18 protein-coding genes are annotated in these 19,876 nt (G+C 63.1%); 6 read left to right on the forward strand and 12 right to left on the reverse strand.

The window, feature by feature from the left end:
* Positions 1–147: 147 nt before the first annotated feature.
* From F2P44_RS30675 to queA, 7 genes are all read right to left on the reverse strand, one after another.
* On the reverse strand, positions 148–1,731 hold the full coding sequence (locus F2P44_RS30675; RefSeq protein ID WP_167093248.1) for a type VI secretion system Vgr family protein: 1,584 nt from the start codon (positions 1,729–1,731) through the stop codon (positions 148–150).
* Positions 1,732–2,016: 285 nt separating this feature from the next.
* Positions 2,017–2,709 (reverse strand): helix-turn-helix transcriptional regulator, encoded by a 693-nt coding sequence (locus F2P44_RS30680; RefSeq protein ID WP_167093250.1) that lies wholly within the window; start codon positions 2,707–2,709, stop codon positions 2,017–2,019.
* 125 nt (positions 2,710–2,834) lie between these two features.
* The gene (gene secF / locus F2P44_RS30685; RefSeq protein ID WP_167093252.1) at positions 2,835–3,854 is read right to left on the reverse strand and encodes a protein translocase subunit SecF; all 1,020 of its coding nucleotides are present in this window, start codon (positions 3,852–3,854) and stop codon (positions 2,835–2,837) included.
* 27 nt (positions 3,855–3,881) lie between these two features.
* Positions 3,882–5,756 carry a protein translocase subunit SecD gene (gene secD, locus F2P44_RS30690; RefSeq protein WP_167093253.1) on the reverse strand — a complete coding sequence of 625 codons (1,875 nt, stop codon included), beginning with the start codon at positions 5,754–5,756 and terminating at the stop codon, positions 3,882–3,884.
* Between the two features lie 55 nt (positions 5,757–5,811).
* On the reverse strand, positions 5,812–6,147 hold the full coding sequence (yajC, locus tag F2P44_RS30695; protein WP_167093256.1) for a preprotein translocase subunit YajC: 336 nt from the start codon (positions 6,145–6,147) through the stop codon (positions 5,812–5,814).
* A gap of 319 nt (positions 6,148–6,466) precedes the next feature.
* On the reverse strand, positions 6,467–7,606 hold the full coding sequence (tgt, locus tag F2P44_RS30700; protein WP_054265073.1) for a tRNA guanosine(34) transglycosylase Tgt: 1,140 nt from the start codon (positions 7,604–7,606) through the stop codon (positions 6,467–6,469).
* 13 nt (positions 7,607–7,619) lie between these two features.
* Positions 7,620–8,642, reverse strand: coding sequence for a tRNA preQ1(34) S-adenosylmethionine ribosyltransferase-isomerase QueA (gene queA / locus F2P44_RS30705; protein WP_167093258.1), 1,023 nt, complete (start codon positions 8,640–8,642; stop codon positions 7,620–7,622).
* Positions 8,643–8,745: 103 nt separating this feature from the next.
* Here queA and recG point away from each other — a divergent pair, with 103 nt between their 5' ends.
* Entirely contained in the window at positions 8,746–10,797 is a 2,052-nt protein-coding gene (recG, locus tag F2P44_RS30710) for an ATP-dependent DNA helicase RecG (RefSeq protein WP_167093260.1), read from the forward strand.
* Between the two features lie 24 nt (positions 10,798–10,821).
* On the opposite strand, the gene F2P44_RS30715 is transcribed toward recG, so the two are convergent.
* The 4 genes from F2P44_RS30715 to pyrC all read right to left on the reverse strand — a co-directional run bounded on the left by F2P44_RS30715 (position 10,822) and on the right by pyrC (position 14,387).
* Complete coding sequence (locus F2P44_RS30715; protein ID WP_167093262.1) at positions 10,822–11,457, reverse strand: LysE family translocator; 636 nt, start codon at positions 11,455–11,457, stop codon at positions 10,822–10,824.
* Between the two features lie 89 nt (positions 11,458–11,546).
* On the reverse strand, positions 11,547–12,533 hold the full coding sequence (locus tag F2P44_RS30720; RefSeq protein ID WP_167093264.1) for a Gfo/Idh/MocA family protein: 987 nt from the start codon (positions 12,531–12,533) through the stop codon (positions 11,547–11,549).
* A gap of 9 nt (positions 12,534–12,542) precedes the next feature.
* Positions 12,543–13,334 carry a DUF3025 domain-containing protein gene (locus F2P44_RS30725; protein WP_167093265.1) on the reverse strand — a complete coding sequence of 264 codons (792 nt, stop codon included), beginning with the start codon at positions 13,332–13,334 and terminating at the stop codon, positions 12,543–12,545.
* Between the two features lie 3 nt (positions 13,335–13,337).
* A complete protein-coding gene (pyrC, locus tag F2P44_RS30730) occupies positions 13,338–14,387 on the reverse strand; it encodes a dihydroorotase (protein ID WP_167093266.1) in 1,050 nt (349 codons plus the stop codon).
* Positions 14,388–14,544: 157 nt separating this feature from the next.
* On the opposite strand from pyrC, the gene F2P44_RS30735 reads away from it, so the two are divergent.
* Together F2P44_RS30735 and F2P44_RS30740 are read left to right on the forward strand one after the other, a co-directional pair.
* Positions 14,545–14,817, forward strand: a complete 273-nt coding sequence (locus F2P44_RS30735) for a YlcI/YnfO family protein (protein WP_167093267.1) — start codon at positions 14,545–14,547, stop codon at positions 14,815–14,817.
* Complete coding sequence (locus tag F2P44_RS30740; RefSeq protein ID WP_167093268.1) at positions 14,814–15,113, forward strand: type II toxin-antitoxin system RelE/ParE family toxin; 300 nt, start codon at positions 14,814–14,816, stop codon at positions 15,111–15,113. The genes F2P44_RS30735 and F2P44_RS30740 overlap by 4 nt, the downstream gene beginning before the upstream one ends.
* A 23-nt stretch (positions 15,114–15,136) precedes the next feature.
* Here the strand turns inward: F2P44_RS30740 and F2P44_RS30745 are convergent, their stop codons facing one another.
* Complete coding sequence (locus tag F2P44_RS30745; RefSeq protein ID WP_167093269.1) at positions 15,137–15,862, reverse strand: amino acid ABC transporter ATP-binding protein; 726 nt, start codon at positions 15,860–15,862, stop codon at positions 15,137–15,139.
* Between the two features lie 206 nt (positions 15,863–16,068).
* Here F2P44_RS30745 and F2P44_RS30750 point away from each other — a divergent pair, with 206 nt between their 5' ends.
* The 3 genes from F2P44_RS30750 to F2P44_RS30760 all read left to right on the forward strand — a co-directional run bounded on the left by F2P44_RS30750 (position 16,069) and on the right by F2P44_RS30760 (position 19,855).
* On the forward strand, positions 16,069–17,328 hold the full coding sequence (locus F2P44_RS30750) for a dicarboxylate/amino acid:cation symporter (protein ID WP_167093270.1): 1,260 nt from the start codon (positions 16,069–16,071) through the stop codon (positions 17,326–17,328).
* A 126-nt stretch (positions 17,329–17,454) separates the two neighbouring features.
* Positions 17,455–18,738 (forward strand): metal-dependent hydrolase family protein, encoded by a 1,284-nt coding sequence (locus tag F2P44_RS30755; RefSeq protein WP_187363485.1) that lies wholly within the window; start codon positions 17,455–17,457, stop codon positions 18,736–18,738.
* A 58-nt stretch (positions 18,739–18,796) separates the two neighbouring features.
* The gene (locus F2P44_RS30760) at positions 18,797–19,855 is read left to right on the forward strand and encodes a type II asparaginase (RefSeq protein WP_229423850.1); all 1,059 of its coding nucleotides are present in this window, start codon (positions 18,797–18,799) and stop codon (positions 19,853–19,855) included.
* Positions 19,856–19,876 lie beyond the last annotated feature (21 nt).

A 19,876-nucleotide genomic window follows, 5' to 3' on the forward strand; every position in this document is an offset into this window, starting at 1 on the left:
CAGCTTAGCCTCCACCGCGTCCAGGCGTGCGAACAAGGCGTCAATGAGACGATCCTTGTCTTCATGGGACAAGCCGGTGAGATTGAGACGGGGAGGTTTTGGTGGCATGCCCAAATCATGCGCGATAACAGCACAGTTTACAACTGTTTATTGCGGCCTGTACTCCGGCTGAACAGTTACGCCTTTTTTATCTTCAAAGCGCAGAGCGTTGGCATTGTCATAGCCGCCATTTGGCGTCGAGCGCGTCAGCACGCCACTCTGCGTTTTATTATCGGGCAGCGTCCACGGCGGCATCGTATCGGCATTCGGCACCATGCCCGTGATAATCGGACGATCCGGGTTTCCGTCCATGAACTGGACCAGCACCTCGGTGCCGATGCGTGGAATCGAGGTCATGCCGAAATTGGCGCCCGCCCATGGCGTGGCAACCCGAATCCACGCCGAACTCTTGTCATCGTTGGCGCCAACCCGATCCCAGTGAAATTGCACGCGTACGCGGCCGTACTTGTCGGTGTGAATCTCTTCACCTGGGGGGCCCACCACCGTCGCAGTCTGGATGCCATGGATCTTGGTCTCGACACTGGCCGCGCCGCGTGCGGGACGCCACGGGATGATCTTTCGTATCGCGCTCAGGCGATTTTCGTAGATCGACTCCGAACCGCTGTGCACGTGATAGTTATTGCTCGCGCGATGGCTCACTTCCGTGATCAGGAACTCGCGCGCCTGCGCGTCGCCACCACGCGCATCTGCATCGAAGTGGCCGCTCAGGCGGAACCAGCGGCCCGGCTGCGCGTTGCGGTTGTTGCCAGTGCCATCGAATTGTTTGCCTGCGGCTTCCATCGCTTCCATGCGCAGTTGCGCCAGGTCGCGCGCATCGCCGCTGTCCTTGAAGCCGAAGGCACCCGTGTACTCATACGATTCGATGTTCAGCACGTCGCCTTGCTGCTGCACCGTCGGCAGCGAGGTGGTGGCAGGACGCGGCGACTTGAAGTCGTACGAGGCGAGGGCGACCGTGCCCTGCTGGATGGTACGCCCTGGCGACCACTGGTGGATGCCGTCTTCCGCGGCTGCGCCGGCGTGGCGCTGGAATGGAATCTCCACGCTGCCGTCCACCGGCTCAGCCGCACTCGAATCATCGGACAGCACCAGCGTGTGCCCGCTCTCGGTGTGCTCGAACCAGTACAGGATGCCAGCATTGACCCAGCGCCGTTCAAGGTAATTACGGTCGGATTCATCGAACTGGCAGGCGTCGGTCATGACGCCGTTGGCGCCCTTGACACGCCAATCCCATAGTGCGACGCCGCCGTAATCGCCGAAAATGCTCGCAGTTTGCTGGTACAGCGTGGTGTTGTGGAAGAGGTAGTTATCCTTGCGCATGCTCAGGTACTGGTACCACGGCCCCAACTTGGCTTGGTAATAAGACACGCCTCCATCGACAGTGGTCAGCTTGAAGCTGAACACCCGGCCAGTGAAGTAACGCATGCTGCCGTCGCGCCGCACCAGCTGTACGCACATCAACTTGCCCTGCATATCCTTGAGGGCGATTCCAGGATTGTCCGACAACAGTTCAACCGTGTACTCGAATGGGCGCGACAATGCCTCGAAGGCTTCCAGGCTGTTGACAAGCAACTGGCCTTCAGGTCCATCCGCATTGGGAAAAGAAAGCCGCAGCAAGCGATTATGCTGGCGCCCGCCAAGGAGTCCTTGCAGAGTTTGGTGCACTTTACCCATAGAAATTTTGTATCCGATGTCGTTGGTCCGTAGCTACGATTGCCCGATAAACAAGCCCAATGGGAAAGGTGAGATGCGGAGATTTTATGAAAGAGACTGCATGTATGTGATGTCACTTTACAAACTTGGCATAGCATTTTAGCACGATTGCTAAATGCCAAGTTTAGGCCTCATCGGTCATCCGCTCGCGCCCGACGAAGCAGGATGATGAAAGCGGGGCATGCTGATGAACTCAGGAGCAGTGGAATGAAACACCACGACAGAAGCAGGTAGCGGCAGTTGTCGTCAGGAGTCGTCGCTCATGCACATCTCGGCGCGCCAGCGCTTGATGAGCGCGCGCCGGTGTTCCGGATAGCGCTCGCCGTCCGAGGCCGCACTGGCGATGCGGTCGATGCGAAAGTGGCGGTTGGCGCCGCGCAGCTCGCACCAGGCGGCCAGCACCCGCGCGCCCTCGAAAAAGGCCAGCGCGAACGGCCACACGGTGCGCTCGGTCGCCACGCCGCCAGCGTCGCGGTAGCCAATGCGCAGCTTGTGCTGGTCGCGGATCGCTTCGCGCGCGGGGCGCACGAAGGCGGTCGTCTCGGGTGCGCTTGGCCCGACCGGCACCCACAGGCTGGTCTCGGCGATGCAGTCGCGCAGGTCCTTCGGTGTGGACGTGGCGATCTTGGCCAGCGCGTTCGATGCCGCCTCGGCCAGCGCGTCGTCGCCCTGACGGCGCACCCAGCGCGCGCCCAGTACCAGCGCTTCGAGTTCGTCGTTGGTAAACATCAGGGGCGGCAGGAACAGCCCGGCGCGCATCAGGTAGCCGACCCCGGCCTCGCCCTCGACCGGCGCGCCCAGTTCGGACAAGGTCTGGATGTCGCGGTAGATGGTGCGTTCGGACACGCCGAGGCGTTCGGCCAGCACGGCGGCGGTCACGGGCCGGCGGTGGCCGCGCAGGGCGTCGAGCAGCAGGAACAGGCGGTTGGTGCGGCTCATGGCAGCGGGCGGGCGTCAAACATCATGATTCGGCCAGGAAGTGAATGGTTGCACGGCGCGCAGCCATGAAAAATGCCGCGCAGCGTGAGCCGGGCGGCATTGTTCATGGAGCGGCGAAACTGCGCTTAAACGACGGCGCCGTCGGTTTCGTCCTTTTCCTTGATCGGCTTGATCAGGTCTTCGCGCTTCACGCCCAGCCACATGGCGATGGCGGCGGCGACGAACACCGACGAGTAGATACCGAACAGAATACCGATGGTCAGCGCCACGGCGAAGTAGTGCAGCGTCGCGCCGCCCAGCAGCAGCATCGACAGCACCATCATCTGGGTACAGCCGTGCGTGATGATGGTACGCGAGATGGTGCTGGTGATCGCATTGTCGATCACTTCCTCGACGCTGGCCTTGCGCTGCTTGCGGAAGTTTTCGCGGATCCGGTCGAAAATAACCACCGATTCATTGACCGAGTAGCCCAGCACCGCCAGCACGCCGGCCAGCACCGCCAGCGAGAACTCCCACTGGAAGAAGGCGAAGAAGCCGAGAATGATGACCACGTCATGCAAGTTGGCGATGATGGCCGAGACAGCGTACTTCCACTCGAAGCGCACCGCCAGGTAGAACACCACGAACAGCACCACCATGATCAGGGCGTTGACGCCATTTTGCGCCAGCTCGTCGCCCACCTGCGGACCGACGAATTCAACCTTCTGGAGACTGAGCACCTCGGCGCCGGCCGGGTTATGGCAGACATCCTTGGCCACGCTCTGGCCCTTGACCACGGCATTGATCTTGGTGACCGCGCCGCCTTCGGACTTGCACAGCCCGTCGAACACGATCTGCGAGCCGCTCGAACCGGCGACCGCCTTGGTGATCGGCAGGCGCAGCATGACTTCCTGCGCGGTGCCGAAACTGGTCACTTCAGGCTGTTCGTAGCCGAGCTTGACGAGGTCGGCCCGGATCTTTTCCTGGTTGGCCGCGTTCGGGTACTTCAGCTCCATCACGGTGCCGCCCTTGAACTCGACCGACAGGTGCAGGCCCCTGGTCGCCAGGAAAAACACGGCCGCCACGAAGGTCAGCGCCGAAATCACGTTGAAAATCAACGCATGGCGCATGAAGGGAATATCTTTCTTGATTCGGAAAAATTCCATCTTGAATCCTGTTGTAGTAAGTGCTTGTTATTTCGTGACCGACAGGCCAGGAGTCCAGACAGTACCGATCGAGACCTTGTTCAGCTTTTTGGTGCGGCCGTACCAGAGGTTGACCACGCCGCGCGAGACGAACACGGACGAGAACATCGAGGTCAAAATGCCCAGGCAGTGGACCACGGCGAAGCCGCGCACCGGACCGGAACCGAATACCAGCAGGGCGATACCGACGATCAGGGTGGTCACGTTCGAGTCCAGGATGGTGGCCCAGGCGCGGTCGAAACCGGCGGCAATCGCTTTTTGCGGCGGCTCGCCCGCGCGCAGCTCTTCGCGGATACGCTCGTTAATGAGCACGTTGGCGTCAATCGCCATGCCGAGTGCCAGCGCGATTGCGGCGATGCCGGGCAGGGTCAGGGTCACTTGCAGGCACGACAGGATCGCCAGCAGGAACAGCAGGTTCGAGGCCAGCGCGATCACGCTGAAAAAGCCGAACATGTGATAGTAGAGGATCATGAAAACGGCGATCGCGGCGAAGCCGTACACGGTCGAGTACAGGCCCTTGGCGATGTTTTCGGCGCCCAGTTGCGGGCCGATCACGCGTTCTTCGATGATTTCCATCGGTGCCGACAGGGCGCCGGAGCGCAGCAGCAGCGCCAGGTCGTTGGCCTTTTCCAGGGTGCCCATGCCGGTGATCTGGAAGCGGCTGCCCAGTTCACTGTTGATGGTCGGTGCCGACAGCACGGTGTACTTGCCTTTTTCCTTGAGCAGGATGGCCATGCGCTTGCCAACGCGGTCGCGCGTCGCTTCGCGCATCTTGCGTCCGCCGTCGCCATTGAGGTCCAGGCCCACGGCCGGCTGGTTGTTCTGGTCATTGGTGCCGATGGCGCTCGAAATGTAGTCGCCGGTCAGGATCACGTCTTTCAGCAGCACGATCGGGCGGCCCGTCTCGTCGGTGAACAGTTCGGACGTGAGCGGAATGCTGGCGGCCGATTCCATGCCTGGCACGACGGTATCGTCGACCATGCGCATTTCCAGGGTGGCGGTGCGGCCGATGATGGCCTTGGCGCGCGCAACGTCCTGCACGCCGGGCAGCTGCACCACGATGCGGTCGCGGCCCTGCTGCTGGATGATCGGCTCGGACACGCCCAGTTCATTGACACGCTTGGACAGGGTCGAGATGTTTTGCTTGACGCCTTCTTCGATGGTGCTCTGGAGCGCTTCCGGCTTGAGCGAAACGACCAGTTTCAGGCCGGTGGCGTCGGCCGCGTCAGCAAACTGCAGGTCGTTCGACTCGCGTGCCAATACCTGGCGCGCGCGGGTGCGGTTGCCGGCATCGGCAAAGCGCACTTCGATGGTCTGGCCCACGCGCTCGATGCCGGTGTGGCGCGCATCGTCCTTGTCGCGCAGCTGGCTGCGCACGCTCGACTGGATACCCTTGATCTTGGTCTCGGTGGTCGCGGCCACGTCAACCTGCATCAGGAAGTGCACGCCGCCGCGCAAGTCCAGGCCCAGGTTCATCGGCAGCGCGTTGATCGCCTGCATCCATTTCGGGGTGTTCTTCACCAGGTTGACGGTGACGATGTAATCCGGTTCGGCCGGGGTGCGGTTAAGCGCCTTTTCCAGCGCATCCTTGGCCTTCAACTGAATGTCGGTGGTGGTGAAGCGCGCACGCACGGATGAGGTGTTGCCATTCCCGTCCAGGCTCACGCCATCGGACTTGATGCCCGCTGCCGCGAGGGCGGCTTCGACCTGGTCGGCCGTGTTGCGGGTGATCTTCAGGGTCGAACTGCCTGTCGTCACCTGCAGCGCGGGCGATTCAACGAAGTAGTTGGGCGCCGTGTACAAGGCGCCAAACAGCAACGCAATGACGATGAGAATGTATTTCCAGACGGGATAGCGATTCATAGTGTTCCAGCGTTCAATGTTGAGCAGGCAGGCGGCACAAGGCCGCCCATCAGGCTTACAGGGACTTCATCGTGCCGATTGGCAACATCGTGGTGATCGAATTCTTTTGTACGATGACGTGGGTATTGCTCGCGACCTCGATGGTCACATAGGTATCGTTGACCTTGATGACTTTGCCGAGGATGCCGCCGGCGGTGACGACTTCGTCGCCCTTGGCGAGCGCGTCCATCATGGATTTCTGCTCTTTCGCGCGTTTCTGCTGTGGGCGGATCATCAGGAAATACATGACCACGAACATCAGAACCAGCGGCAGGAAGGTGGTCATATTACCCATCAAACTGGCGTCGGCGGCAGCGGGAGCGGCTTGCGCGTAGGCGTTGGAAATAAACACGGGGACTCCGATATTGAGGTTAGTTTCGTTAAAAAATCAGCGCTGTATTCTAGCACCGGAGGCTGCGGGCAAGCCAATTCGACCTATTTGGCTACCATCTTCGTTTTTGCAAGCGGCTGAAAGTTATTTAATTTTCAACAACGGCGGGCGGCGTTGCCGATTTTCCCAGCAGTTGCTTAACCGGGGTCAGACCCCGATTTTCGGGGTCTGACCCCGATTTTCCCGCCTCCATCCTCAAGACCGTCATTCCTGCCAGTGGCAGAAATGACGGAGCTTAAGTAAGCGGCATCAGGGTCTGTTCCCGGTTGCGCATCCGTCCTCAGACGCCCCGGGCGCGGCCGGCGTTGAATTCGAGGCGGAAGGCGTGGAAACGGTCGGCATCGATCGCGTCGCGCATCTCACTCATCAGCTTCAGGTAGTAGTGCAAATTGTGGATCGTGTTCAGGCGCGCGCCCAGGATCTCTTTCGAGCGGTGCAGGTGATGCAGGTAGGCGCGCGAAAAATTCTTGCAGCAGTAGCAGTCGCAGCTCTCGTCGAGCGGACCCTGGTCGTCCTTGTAGCGCGCATTCTTGATCTTGACGTCGCCAAAGCGGGTAAACAACCAGCCATTGCGCGCATTCCGGGTCGGCATCACGCAGTCGAACATGTCGATGCCGTTGGCGACACCGGCCACCAGGTCTTCCGGCGTGCCCACACCCATCAAATAGTGCGGCTTGTTGGCCGGCAGGCGCGGGCCGACGTGTTCCAGCATGCGCATCATGTCTTCCTTCGGCTCACCCACCGACAGGCCGCCAATCGCGATGCCCGGGAAGTTGATCTCTTCCAGGCCCGCCAGCGACTCGTCGCGCAGGTTCTCGAACATGCCGCCCTGGACGATGCCGAACAGCGCGTTCGGATTTTCGCCCTGCGTGAATTCGTTCATCGAGCGCTGGGCCCAGCGCAGCGACATGCGCATCGATTGCGCCGCTTCCACCGAGGTGGCCGGGCGGCCGTCGATTTCATACGGCGTGCATTCGTCGAACTGCATGACGATGTCGGAGTTGAGCGCGCGCTGGATCTGCATCGAGATCTCGGGCGACAAGAACAGCTTGCTGCCGTCGATCGGCGACGAGAACTTGACGCCCTCCTCCGTGATCTTGCGCATCGCACCCAGCGAAAACACCTGGAAGCCGCCGGAATCGGTCAGGATCGGCTTGTCCCAGCCCATGAAGCCGTGCAGGCCGCCGAACTTGTTGAGCACTTCGGTGCCCGGGCGCAGCCACAGGTGGAAGGTGTTCCCCAGGATGATCTGCGAGCCGACCTCCTTCAGTTCGACCGGCGACATCGCCTTGACCGAGCCGTAGGTCCCGACCGGCATGAAGATCGGGGTTTCGATGACGCCGTGATTGAGCGTGAGGCGGCCGCGCCGCGCGTGCGACAGGCCGCTGGTGTCGGTCTTGAGAAGTTGGAAGTCGAGCATAGGATAGGTTGATCTACTTGTTGTCGGTCGTGAGCAGCATGGCGTCGCCATAGCTGAAGAAGCGGTACTGGCTGGCGATGGCGTGCGCATAGGCGGCGCGGATGGCATCGTAGCCGGCAAAGGCCGACACCAGCATCAGCAGGGTCGATTTGGGCAGGTGGAAGTTGGTGATCAGGCGCGATACCGTCTTGAAGGTGTAGCCGGGCGTGATGAACAAGGCCGTGTCGGCGCTGCCGGCCACCAGCTCACCCGACTGCGAGGCCGATTCGAGCGCGCGCAGGCTGGTGGTGCCCACCGCGACCACGTCGCGCCCGGCTGCCTTGGCGGCGCGCACCGCGTCCACGGTTTCCTGCGGCACGGTGTACCACTCGGTATGCATCTTGTGCTCGGCCAGCGCCTCGACCCGCACCGGCTGGAAGGTGCCGGCGCCGACGTGCAGCGTGACATAGGCGAAGTTCACGCCCTTGGCCTTCAGGGCGGCCAGCAGCGCTTCGTCGAAGTGCAGGCCGGCCGTGGGCGCGGCGACCGCGCCCGGTTCGCGCGAGTACACGGTCTGGTAGCGCGTTTCGTCGAATTCGTCGGCATCGTGTTCAATATATGGGGGCAGCGGCAGGCGCCCGTGCGCTTCGATCAGCTCGAACACGTCGCCATCGAACACGAGGGTGAAGAATTCGCCGGCGCGCTCGCCCGCGGTGACGTTGAAGGCGTCGGCCAGGCGGATGCGGTTGCCGGGCTTGGGCGACTTGGAGGCGCGCACCTGGGCCAGCACGGTGCGGCTGTCGAGGATGCGCTCAACCAGTACTTCGACGTTGCCGCCGGTTTCCTTGACGCCGAAAAAGCGCGCCTTGAGCACGCGCGTATCGTTCATCACCAGCAGGTCGCCGGGCGCGAGCAGGCCGACAATGTCGGCGAACTGGCGGTCGACAATGGTCGTCCCGTCCAGGTGCAGGAGACGGGAAGCGCTGCGGTCGGGCAGCGGTGTTTGCGCGATGCGCTCGGCGGGCAGGTCGAAATCGAAGTCGGAGAGCGAGTACATTCTGCTAATTTTGTAAAAAAGAGGGTCAAGAGCCGTACAATAGGGCTCACGCGTGCAGGGCAACCCTCTATTTTACCCCCTTACGCACTGAAGTTGCTTCAATATGCCGCCGACCAAACCGAAAACACCACCGAAAACCAACGAAAGCAAGCTCGCCAAGCTGGGCCTGCACACCGACATGGACCTGGTGCTGCACCTGCCCATGCGCTACGAGGACGAAACCTGCGTGGTGTCGATCCGCGAAGCCTGCCTGCGCGGCGGCCATGTGTCGCAGGTCGAGGGGGTGGTCACGAAAAACGAGATCAGCTTCCGCCCGCGGCGCCAGCTGCTTGTCACCATCGCCGACGAGAGCGGCGACCTGCTGCTGCGCTTCATGAATTTTTACGGCAGCCAGGTCAAGCAACTGGCCGAAGGCACGCGCGTGCGCGCCCGCGCGGAACTCAAGCATGGCTTCTTCGGCGCCGAGATGGTGCACCCGACGTACAAGGTGATCAACGAAGGCGCGCCGCTGCCGACCGTGCTCACGCCCGTGTATCCGTCGGGCGAAGGCTTGTCGCAGGCGATTTTGCGGCGCGCGATTGCCGATGCGATGAAGCGCATCGACTGGCACGATACCTTGCCGCCGTCGCTGCGCGCGGAAATGAACCTGACCGACTTCGAGCCGTCGGTGCGGCTGCTGCACTATCCGCCCCAGGAAATCGACGCCCATTCGCTGGTCGAGCGCTCGCACCCGGCCTGGATCCGCATGAAGTTCGACGAGCTGCTGGCGCAGCAGCTCTCGCTCAAACGCGCGCAGCGGGCGCGCCGGGTCAAGGGCGCGCCGGTGCTCAAGGCGGTCGGCGCGCTGTCGGAGGCGTTTTTGGGGCAGTTGCCGTTCAAGCTGACCGGCGCGCAGCAGCGCGTGCTCAAGGAAATCCGCGCCGACCTGAAAAACGGCTATCCGATGCAGCGCCTGCTGCAGGGGGACGTCGGCAGCGGCAAGACGGTGGTGTCGGCACTGGCTGCGGCGCAAGCCATCGACAGCGGCTACCAGGCGGCGCTGATGGCGCCGACCGAAATCCTGGCCGACCAGCACTTCCGCAAGATCGCCGGCTGGATGGAGCCGCTCGGCGTGAAGGTGGCGTGGCTCACCGGCAGCCTGAAAAAGAAGGACAAGCTGGCCGCCACGGCGATGGTGGAGTCGGGCGAGGCGCAGCTGGTGATCGGCACGCATGCGCTGATCCAGGACACGGTGCAGTTTGCGAAACTGGGGCTGGTGATCGTCGACGAGCAGCACCGCTTCGGCGTCGGCCAGCGCCTGACCTTGCGCAACAAGGGCAGCAACGGCAAGACGCCGCACCAGCTGATGATGTCGGCCACGCCGATTCCGCGCACGCTGGCGATGACCTATTACGCCGACCTGGAAGTGTCGGTCATCGACGAACTGCCGCCGGGGCGCAGCCCCATCGTCACGCGGGCCATCGACCAGAACCGGCGCGATGAAGTGATCGAGCGGGTACATGCGGCGGCACTGGAGGGACGGCAGATTTACTGGGTTTGTCCGCTGATCGAGGAATCCGAGGCGCTGCAATTGCAGACCGCGACCGATACCCACGCGATGCTGGCCGAAGCGCTGCCCGATTTGCAGGTGGGGCTGGTGCACGGGCGCCTCAAGGCCGCCGAGAAGCAGGAAGTGATGGATGCGTTTACGGCGAATGAGGTGCAGGTGCTGGTGGCCACCACCGTGATCGAGGTGGGGGTGGATGTGCCGAATGCGTCGCTGATGGTGATCGAGCACGCGGAGCGGTTTGGCTTGTCGCAGCTGCACCAGTTGCGCGGACGCGTGGGACGCGGATCGGCCGCCAGCGTGTGCCTGCTGCTGTATCAGAGCCCGCTGGGGCCGATCGCCAAGCAGCGCTTGATGACGATGCGCGAGACCACGGATGGATTTGAAATCGCGCGCAGGGACCTGGAGATTCGCGGGCCGGGCGAATTTTTAGGAGCGCGCCAATCGGGTCAGGCGATGCTCAGGTTTGCCGATCTGGAAACCGACCAGTGGCTGGTGGAACAGGCGCGCGACGTGGCGCACAACCTGATTCATGAAGCGGTCGACGATGTGGTGGAAGCGCACCTGGCGCGCTGGCTGGGTGGACGCGAGGAGTTTTTGAAGGTCTGACGCCGCGCCACGCCACGCACGCGCTTACAAGGAGCGCGCGGACCAGATCAACTTGCCGCCCAGCGCGGCCATGACGCCGCCGGCCGCCCGGTCGATCCACGCCTTGTAACGCAGGTACCAGGCACGCGGGCGCTGCGACGACAGTGCAATGGCCACGACGGCGTACCAGCCCGCCTCGATGACGAACACCACCAGCGCCAGCACAAGCGCGAGCATCAACGAAAATGACGGCGGCAGAAAAGCGGTGAACACGCTGGCGTACACAATCGCCGTTTTCGGATTGCTCAGTTGCGTTACCAGCCCGAGTGAAAACGACTTTCCAAGCTGGCGGCGCTGGCGTGGCGCGTCGTCCTGACCCAGCGCCAGGGGCTGCGCCGCGCCGCGCCAGATCCGGTAGCCGAGATAAATCAGGTAAGCGCCGCCAGCCGCCTTGAGCACCATATACAGCCAGGGCACATTGGTGAGAACGACGTGCAGCCCGAGCAAGGCGATTGCAGCGAACAAGACGCCACCGATGCCCATGCCGGCCGCGGCGGCGATGCCGTCCATGCGCGACGCGGTCACTGCGGTGCGCGCTACCAGGATGAAACTCGGTCCCGGGCTCATGGCCCCCAGCCCAAGGGCGGTGGCGATACCAGCGATCAGCGTCAGTTCGTTCACAAGCAGTCCTCGGTCCAGTTGAATAGAACGACAATACTAGCAGCATTATCCCGGCAATCTTAACGATATTTCAATATTGCCCAGTCCGCCTATAGGGCGTCGGACGGGTAGCGCAACCCGATCTGCCCGCGAATCGTATCGAGCACTCCCATCAAATGCAGCGTCTCATCGAGCGGCATGCCCGGACTCTCCAGCAGCCCTTCTTTCAAACAGCGCCCCACTTCCATCGCCTCGTGCACATACCCATTGCCCAAATACGGCGTGTCGATCGTGCGCGCACCGTCGGCTGTGGTCACGGTTACCGACTGCGCCCGGTGGAACATGGTATTCATCCGCACCTGCCCCAGGCTCCCTGACACGGTCAGCTCCGCCGGCGTCCTCGCCCTGAGCGAGCAGCTGCACACCGACATCCCTCCACCTTCGTGCGTCATGGTGAAGCCGGTCTGGATATCGACCCCGGTCTCTCCCATCAACGCCATGGCCTGCACATCGGCCACCGGCCCAAGCAGCGCAGCCGCAATCGACAGCGGATAAATCCCCAGGTCGAGCAGCCCGCCGCCACCCAATTCCGGATTATTCAAGCGATGCAAAGGGTCCTGCGTGCCCGCGAACCCGAAATCGGCCGTCACCTGGTGCACCGAACCGATTTCGCCGGACGCGATGATGCGCCGCACTTCGGCCAGCGCCGGCATGAACCGGGTCCACATCGCCTCCATCAGGAACAGCTTCTTCTCGCGCGCCAGCGCCATGATTTTTTCAGCCTCGCGCCGGTTCATGGTAAAAGGCTTTTCACACAGCACGCCCTTGCCGCCGTTGAGGGCCATCACGGCATTCTCGACATGCATCGGGTGCGGCGTGCCGATGTAGACAACATCGATATCGCCGGCATCGGCCAGCGCCTGGTACGAGCCATAGCATGCAGTTGCGCCGAATTCGGCGCCGAACGCCTGCGCACCTTCCAGGCTGCGCGAGGCCACGCCGGCCAGCACCGCGCCCGGCGTATCGCGCAGCGCCGTCGCAAACGCGCGCGCAATCTTGCCCGTGCCCAGAATTCCCCAACGAACCGCTTCAGTCATGTGTTCTCCTCAAACAGCCCGCTTGGGCCGGAATACCGTAGTGTCGGCGTAAAACGCGTGCTCCTGCCCTTCCCACCAGCCCGGCACGCCGAGCACCGGCAAAGGGGTGAAGCAGGCGGTGCTCAATCCTTCGGCTGCCAGTTCGGCCGCCACCTGGCGGTCGATCCACGCGCGCCGGGCGTCGTGCGCGAGCGCGAAGTAATCGTCGCCGGCCACCACCACGCGGGTATGCGCGGTGATCGCCTTGCGCGGGGCGACCAGCTTTTCCATCAGCGCGTGGCCGAACAACCAGACCTCGGCGTCGACGCCGAAGGCAGCGCGCCGTTCGTATAGTGCCTCAATCCAGCAGTGCGCGCGCAGCGCGGCCACGAGCTGCTCGCCCGGCAGGCCGGCACGCACCACCAGCAGCGCCGAGTTTTCATCAAAAATCGTGGCGCCATCACGCGCCGCGCCACGCGACTTGCCCACGCCAGCCAGCGCGATCTGCGCCGCCTGCAAGGCGTTCAATTGCTGCTTGATGCGCGGGAAGGTGAGCCACACGAGGCCATTGAAAAAGTCGTGCAGGTTGTCGCGCGTGGGCACGCAGCCGGTGGCGCCGATGAATTCTTCGTAGGCGCGCCCTTCCGGCAAGTCTGCCTGCGGCACGAAGCGCAGCGGCAGGCCGCGCTGGTTGACCAGCGCCAGCGGCGCGGCGGCCGCATTGAGGGCGTCGGCCACGCAGCTTTCGTCGATGTCGAGCCGCGCGAAGGCGGGGCGCACCGCGTCGTACCACGGCCGCGCCCAGTCAATCTGCGACAGCATCGCTTACAGCAGTTTCCAGTTAATCTGCTCGCCGCCGTTGAGCGGGACCAGGCTGCTGTCGGCCATCGGCACGGTTTGCGGCAGGGTCCAGGCTTCGCGCTTGAGCGTGACTTGCTCGGTATTGCGCGGCAGTTCGTAGAAGTCGGGACCGTGGAAGCTGGCGAAGGCTTCGAGCTTGTCGAGCGCACCGGCGCGCTCGAACGCTTCGGTGTACATCTCCATCGCGTGCAGTGCGGTGTAGCAGCCGGCGCAGCCGCACGAGGTTTCCTTGGCGCCCACCGCGTGCGGGGCCGAGTCGGTGCCGAGGAAGAAGCGCTCGTCGCCGCTGGTGGCGGCCGTCATCAGCGCCAGGCGGTGTTCTTCGCGCTTGAGCACCGGCAGGCAGTAGTAATGGGGACGAATGCCGCCCTTGAAGATCTCGTTGCGGTTGTACAGCAGGTGATGCGCGGTGATGGTGGCGGCGATCGGGCCGTCGGCTTCGGCCACGTACTGGGCCGCATCCTTGGTGGTGATGTGCTCGAACACGATTTTGAGCTCGGGCATGTCGCGCCGCAGCGGGCGCATGACGCGCTCGATGAAGACTGCCTCCCGGTCGAACAGGTCGATGTCCTGGTCGGTCACTTCGCCGTGCACCAGGAAGGGCATGCCGACTTCCTGCATCACTTCCAGCGTCTTGTAGCAGCGCGCCAGGTCGGTCACGCCGGCGTCGGAATTGGTGGTGGCGCCGGCCGGGTACAGCTTGACGGCGTGGACAAAGCCGCTGTCCTGGGCGCGCCGGATTTCGTCCGGGTCGGTGTTGTCGGTCAGGTAGAGCGTCATCAGCGGCTCGAAGCGCATGCCGGCCGGCAGCGCGGCCAGGATGCGCTCGCGGTAGGCTTGCGCCATGGCCGTGGTGGTGACCGGCGGCTTCAGGTTGGGCATGACGATGGCGCGGGCGAACTGGCGCGCGCTGTGCGGCAGCACGCTGGCCAGCGCGGCGCCGTCGCGCAGGTGCAAATGCCAGTCGTCGGGACGGGTGATGGTCAGGCTCTGGAGGGTATCGATGGTGGACATGGCGGCTTTCGGAGAACGAATGCGGTATTTTAACCTCCGCAGGCATCCCATCGCTCGTGCTTCGTCCAAGAAACCTGACGCAGGTTTGCACAAGCTGCTTGCATCCGCTTCGGGGGCTTGAGATACTGCGTTGCAAATGCAACGCATGGAGCCCATTGTGAAAACTGCCAACTTCCCATCCCTCCGAGTCTCACCCGAATTGCGCGAAGCCGCCGAAAGCGTACTGGAAAGCGGCGAATCCCTGTCCAGCTTTGTCGCGGAATCGGTGACGTTGCAGATTCGGCAGCGCCGCGCACAACGCGACTTTATCGAACGCGGTCTCGCCTCGCGCGATGCGGCCCTGGAAAGCGGCGAGTATTACAGCGCCGACGATGTGCTGCGCGAACTCGATGACGTCATTGCGGAAGCAGAGGCCCGGGTGGAAAAATGAGTTTTCGCGTCAGGTATACAAAAGAAGCGCGGGCCGACTTGCGTCGCCTGTATGCCTACCTGGCCGCCAAAGACCTTGGCGCGGCCAGGCGGGCGCGTACGATCATTGCCAAAGCCATGCCGCTACTGGAGGAATTTCCCTTCACCTGCAGAAAAGCGGCTGCCGACTCGCCCCGTCTCAGGGAGTTGCTGATCGATTTCGGCGGCGCCGGGTATGTCGCCTTGTTCGAGATAGAGGACGCACACACCGTCACCATCCTCGCGGTGCGGCACCAGCGCGAAGACGACTTCCTGTAACGGCGCCGGGCGCGCCACCGCGCTTAATGAATGATCCGCGCCAGGAACTCGCGCGCGCGGTCGGAGCGGGGCGCGCTGAAAAACTCCTGGGTCGGGCTGTCTTCGACAATGCGGCCGTGGTCCATGAACAGGATGCGCCCGGCCACCTTGCGCGCAAAGCCCATTTCGTGGGTGACGACCATCATGGTCATGCCTTCCTGCGCCAGGCCGACCATCACGTCGAGCACTTCGTTGATCATTTCGGGGTCGAGCGCGGAGGTGGGCTCGTCGAACAGCATGGCGATCGGGTCCATCGACAGGGCGCGCGCGATCGCCACGCGCTGCTGCTGCCCGCCCGAGAGCTGGTTCGGGTATTTATCCTGCTGCGCCAAGAGGCCCACCCGGTCCAGGTACTGCAAACCCTTGGCGGTGGCCTCTTCCAGGCTGCGGCCAAGCACCCGGGTCTGGCCAAGTGTCAGATTTTCGCGTACAGACAGGTGCGGGAACAGCTCGAAGTTCTGGAACACCATGCCGATGCGCGCGCGCAGCGCCGACAGGTCGGTTTTCTTGTCGCCCACGGCGATGCCGTCGACCCGCACCTCGCCCTGCTGGAACGGTTCGAGCCCGTTGACAGTCTTGATCAGGGTCGATTTGCCGGAGCCGGACGGGCCGCAAATAACCACCACGTCGCCCTTGCCCACCTGGGTCGTGCAGTCGGCCAGTACCTGGAACTGGCCATACCACTTGCTGACATTTTTTAGTTCGATCATGTTGTTTTCGTCTGTTCTAACAGGGGACGTACGAGCTTGACAGCACCTGCGCCCCCTAGGATACTGCGGAACTTGCCAAGAAAATCATCACATTACTGGCTGGTTCGCTCACAAAATACCGCTATTTTGCCCGAGAACGCAGGGAGACCGGCTTTCAACTGCTCACTGACGCCGCCGAATCGACTCAAATACAGGACGCACAGCCCATGAACCAGAAAAACCGCCTTACCCTCTACATCCTGCTGGCACTCGTGCTTGGGGTGGTGGCAGGCTATGTCATCAACGTCTCCATGGCCAACCCGGCCTCCTTTGCCGAATACATGTCGCTGGTGACCACGCTGTTCCTGCGCCTGATCAAGATGATCATCGCACCGCTGGTGTTCTCGACCCTGGTGGTCGGCATCGCCAAGATGGGCGACGCCAAGGAAGTCGGCCGCATTGGAGCCAAGGCGCTGGGCTGGTTCGTGATCGCCTCGGTCATGTCGCTCTCGCTCGGCCTGATCCTGGTCAACCTGTTCCGCCCGGGCGACGCCATGGTGGCCCACCTGCCGGCGGCAGGCGCGGTGTCGGGCATCGCCACCAGCAGCCTGACGCTCAAGGAATTCGTCACCCATCTGGTGCCGTCGTCGATCGTGGACGGCATGGCCAAGAATGAAATCCTGCAGATCGTGATCTTCTCGCTGTTCTTCGGCACCGCGGCGGCGGCGGTCGGCGCGCGCGCCAACCCGATGATCGAAGCCATCGACGGCGTCGCTCACGTCATGCTCAAGGTGACCGGCTATGTGATGAACCTGGCGCCGATCGCGGTATTTGCGGCGGTTTCCGGCATTATCGCCAAGAGCGGCATCGGCATCCTCTCCACCTACGGCATTTTCATGGGCGAGTTCTACATCGCCATCGCCGTGCTGTGGGTGGCGCTGACGATTGCCGGTTTCCTGTTCCTGGGCCCGCGCGTGTTTGCGCTGCTGCGCGAAGTGCGCGAGCCGACCATCCTGGCGTTTTCCACCGCGTCGTCGGAAGCGGCTTTTCCGAAGACTCTGGAAGGCCTGGAGCGCTTCGGTGTGCGCAACCGCATCGCCGCTTTCGTGCTGCCGATCGGTTACTCGTTCAATCTCGATGGCTCGATGATGTACTGCACCTTCGCGACCGTGTTCATCGCCCAGGCCTACGGCATCGAAATGTCGCTCTCGACCCAGCTGACCATGATGCTGGTGCTGATGCTCACGTCCAAGGGCATGGCCGGCGTGCCGCGCGCCTCGCTGGTGGTGATTGCCGCCACCCTGGGCCAGTTCAACATTCCTGAAGCGGGCTTGCTGCTGTTGCTCGGTATCGACCACTTCCTCGACATGGCGCGTTCGGCCACCAACGTGATCGGCAACGCCATCGCCACTGCGGTCGTGGCCAAGTGGGAGGGCGAATTGAGCGACCCGAGTGCGGTCGATCCGGCCACCGCGCCGCTCACGTAAAGTCGTTCACGCTTGCCGGGGCGGAAAAGCACAGCTTTTCCGCCCTTTGTCTTTTGGCCGGTGCGTACTTGCGCCGAGCGATTTCGTGTATGCTCTTTTGCCATTATTGCTTCCGGGAGAACCGCCTTGCATAAACTGTCCGCCATCGGTATTTTGCTCGCTTGCGGTAGTGCGCAAGCGGCCACCCAGACCGTCGATTGCGGGCGCCTGCTCGATGTGAAGAGCGGCGCCTGGCGCGACAAGGTGAGCATCGTGATCGAGGATGGCGCAATCACGTCGGTCGGCCCGATGAGCGCGGGACCCGGCCACATCGACCTGTCGGCCCATTCCTGCCTGCCCGGCCTGATCGACATGCATGTGCACCTGAGCGGCGAATCGCGCAAGCAGGCCGACGCCCTGCGCGACACCATCAGCCTCAATCCTGCCGACCATGCCTACCGCTCCGTCGCCTATGCCGAGCGTACCCTGAAAGCCGGTTTTACCACGGTGCGCGACTTGGGTGCCGACGATGGCGTGAACGTCGCGCTCAAGCGCGCCATTGCGGCCGGCAGCATTCCCGGCCCGCGCATGTTCACGGCGGGGAAATCGATCGCCACCACCGGCGGGCACGCCGACCCGACCAATAACTATTCGCAGCGCTTCAGTCGTGCGCTTGGCACGCCAGGCCCCAACGAAGGCGTGGTCAATAGCGCAGACGACGCGCGCGCAGCGGTGCGCGCGCGCTACAAGGAAGGGGCGGACCTGATCAAGGTCACCGCCACCGGTGGCGTATTGAGCCAGGCCCGCAACGGCCAGAATCCCCAGTACACCGAGGATGAATTGCGCGCCATCGTCAACACCGCCAAGGACTACGGCTTTCGCGTGGCAGCCCACGCGCACGGCACCGATGGCATCAAGCGCGCGTTGCGCGCCGGGGTCGATTCGATCGAGCATGGCACCCTGATGGACGACGAGGCCATCGCCCTGTTCAAGAAGCATGGCGCCTGGTTCGTGCCCACCATGTCGGCCGGCCGCTACGTGGCCGACAAGTCCAAAGACCCGGATTATTATTCGCCGCTGGTGCGCCCCAAGGCGGCGGCCATCGGCCCGCAGATCCAGGCCACCTTCGCGCGCGCCTACAAGGCCGGCGTGAAAATCGCCTTCGGTACCGACGCCGGGGTGTTCCCGCACGGTGACAATGCCAAGGAGTTCGCCTACATGGTCGAAGCGGGCATGCCGCCGCTCGAAGCGATCCGTTCGGCCACCCTCAATGCCGCCGCCCTGCTCGACCAGGGCACGCGCCTGGGTTCCGTGGAGCCGGGCTACGCGGCCGACATCATCGCCGTCACGGGCGACCCGCTGCGCGACATCGCGCTCATGCAGCAGGTGCGCTTTGTGATGAAGGATGGCGTCGTCTACAAACAACCATAACGCACCCGTTTACGTACCCCAAGGAGAACCCATGCTGTACCAAAAAACCACGCAATCGATGATTGCCCTCTTCGCCCTGCTGGTGGCGGTGACGGGCGCCGTACAGGCCGAAAGCGCCGCGCCGAAGCTGGCCAACGTGACCATCCTGGCCACCGGCGGCACCATCGCCGGCACCGGCGCGAGCAGCACCACCACGGTCGGCTATACCGCCGCCACGGTGGGCGTGCAAAACCTGATCAAGGCGGTGCCGGAACTGGCCAAGGTGGCCAATGTCACCGGCGAGCAGGTATTCCAGATCGCTAGCGAGAACATGAGCAACGAGCATTGGCTCACGCTGGCCAAGCGGGTCAATGTGCTGCTGGCCCAGAACAATGTCGATGGCGTCGTCATCACCCATGGCACCGACACGCTGGAAGAAACCGCGTACTTCCTGAACCTGGTGGTCAAGAGCCGCAAGCCGGTGGTGCTGGTCGGCGCAATGCGCCCGTCGACCGCGCTGTCGGCCGATGGTCCGATCAACCTGTATAACTCGGTGCTGCTCGCTGCGAGCCCGGACGCCGTCGGCAAGGGCGTGCTGGTGGCGATGAACGACCAGATCCAGTCCGCGCGCGATATCACCAAGGTCAATACCTCGACCCTGGACAGCTTCCGCACCCCTGAACTGGGCTTGCTCGGATATATCCAGGGCAGCAAACCCTTCTTCTATCGCCAGTCGGTGCGCAAGCACACCACCGAGACCGAGTTCGATATCGGCGCGCTGCAATCGCTGCCGCAGGTCGACATTGTGTACGGCTACGCGAACATGAATCCGGTAGCGCTGGACGCCTTCATGACGGCCGGCGCGAAGGGCATCATCCACGCCGGCGTGGGCGATGGCAGCCTGGCCAGCAAAGTGGTGCCGTCGTTGAAGGCGGCGCGTGCCAAGGGCGCGGTCATCGTGCGCTCCAGCCGCGTGGGACAGGGGATTTTGGCGCGCAACGGCGAAGCCAATGACGATGAACTGGACTTCGTGGCGGCCGATACCCTGAATCCGCAAAAGGCGCGCATCCTGCTGATGCTGGCGCTGACCAAGACCAGCAACACCAAGGAAATCCAGCGCATGTTCTACACGTACTAACTGCTTCAAGGGTGGGCACAG

Source organism: Massilia frigida, from assembly GCF_011682175.1.
Taxonomy (GTDB): Bacteria; Pseudomonadota; Gammaproteobacteria; order Burkholderiales; family Burkholderiaceae_D; genus Telluria_A; species Telluria_A frigida.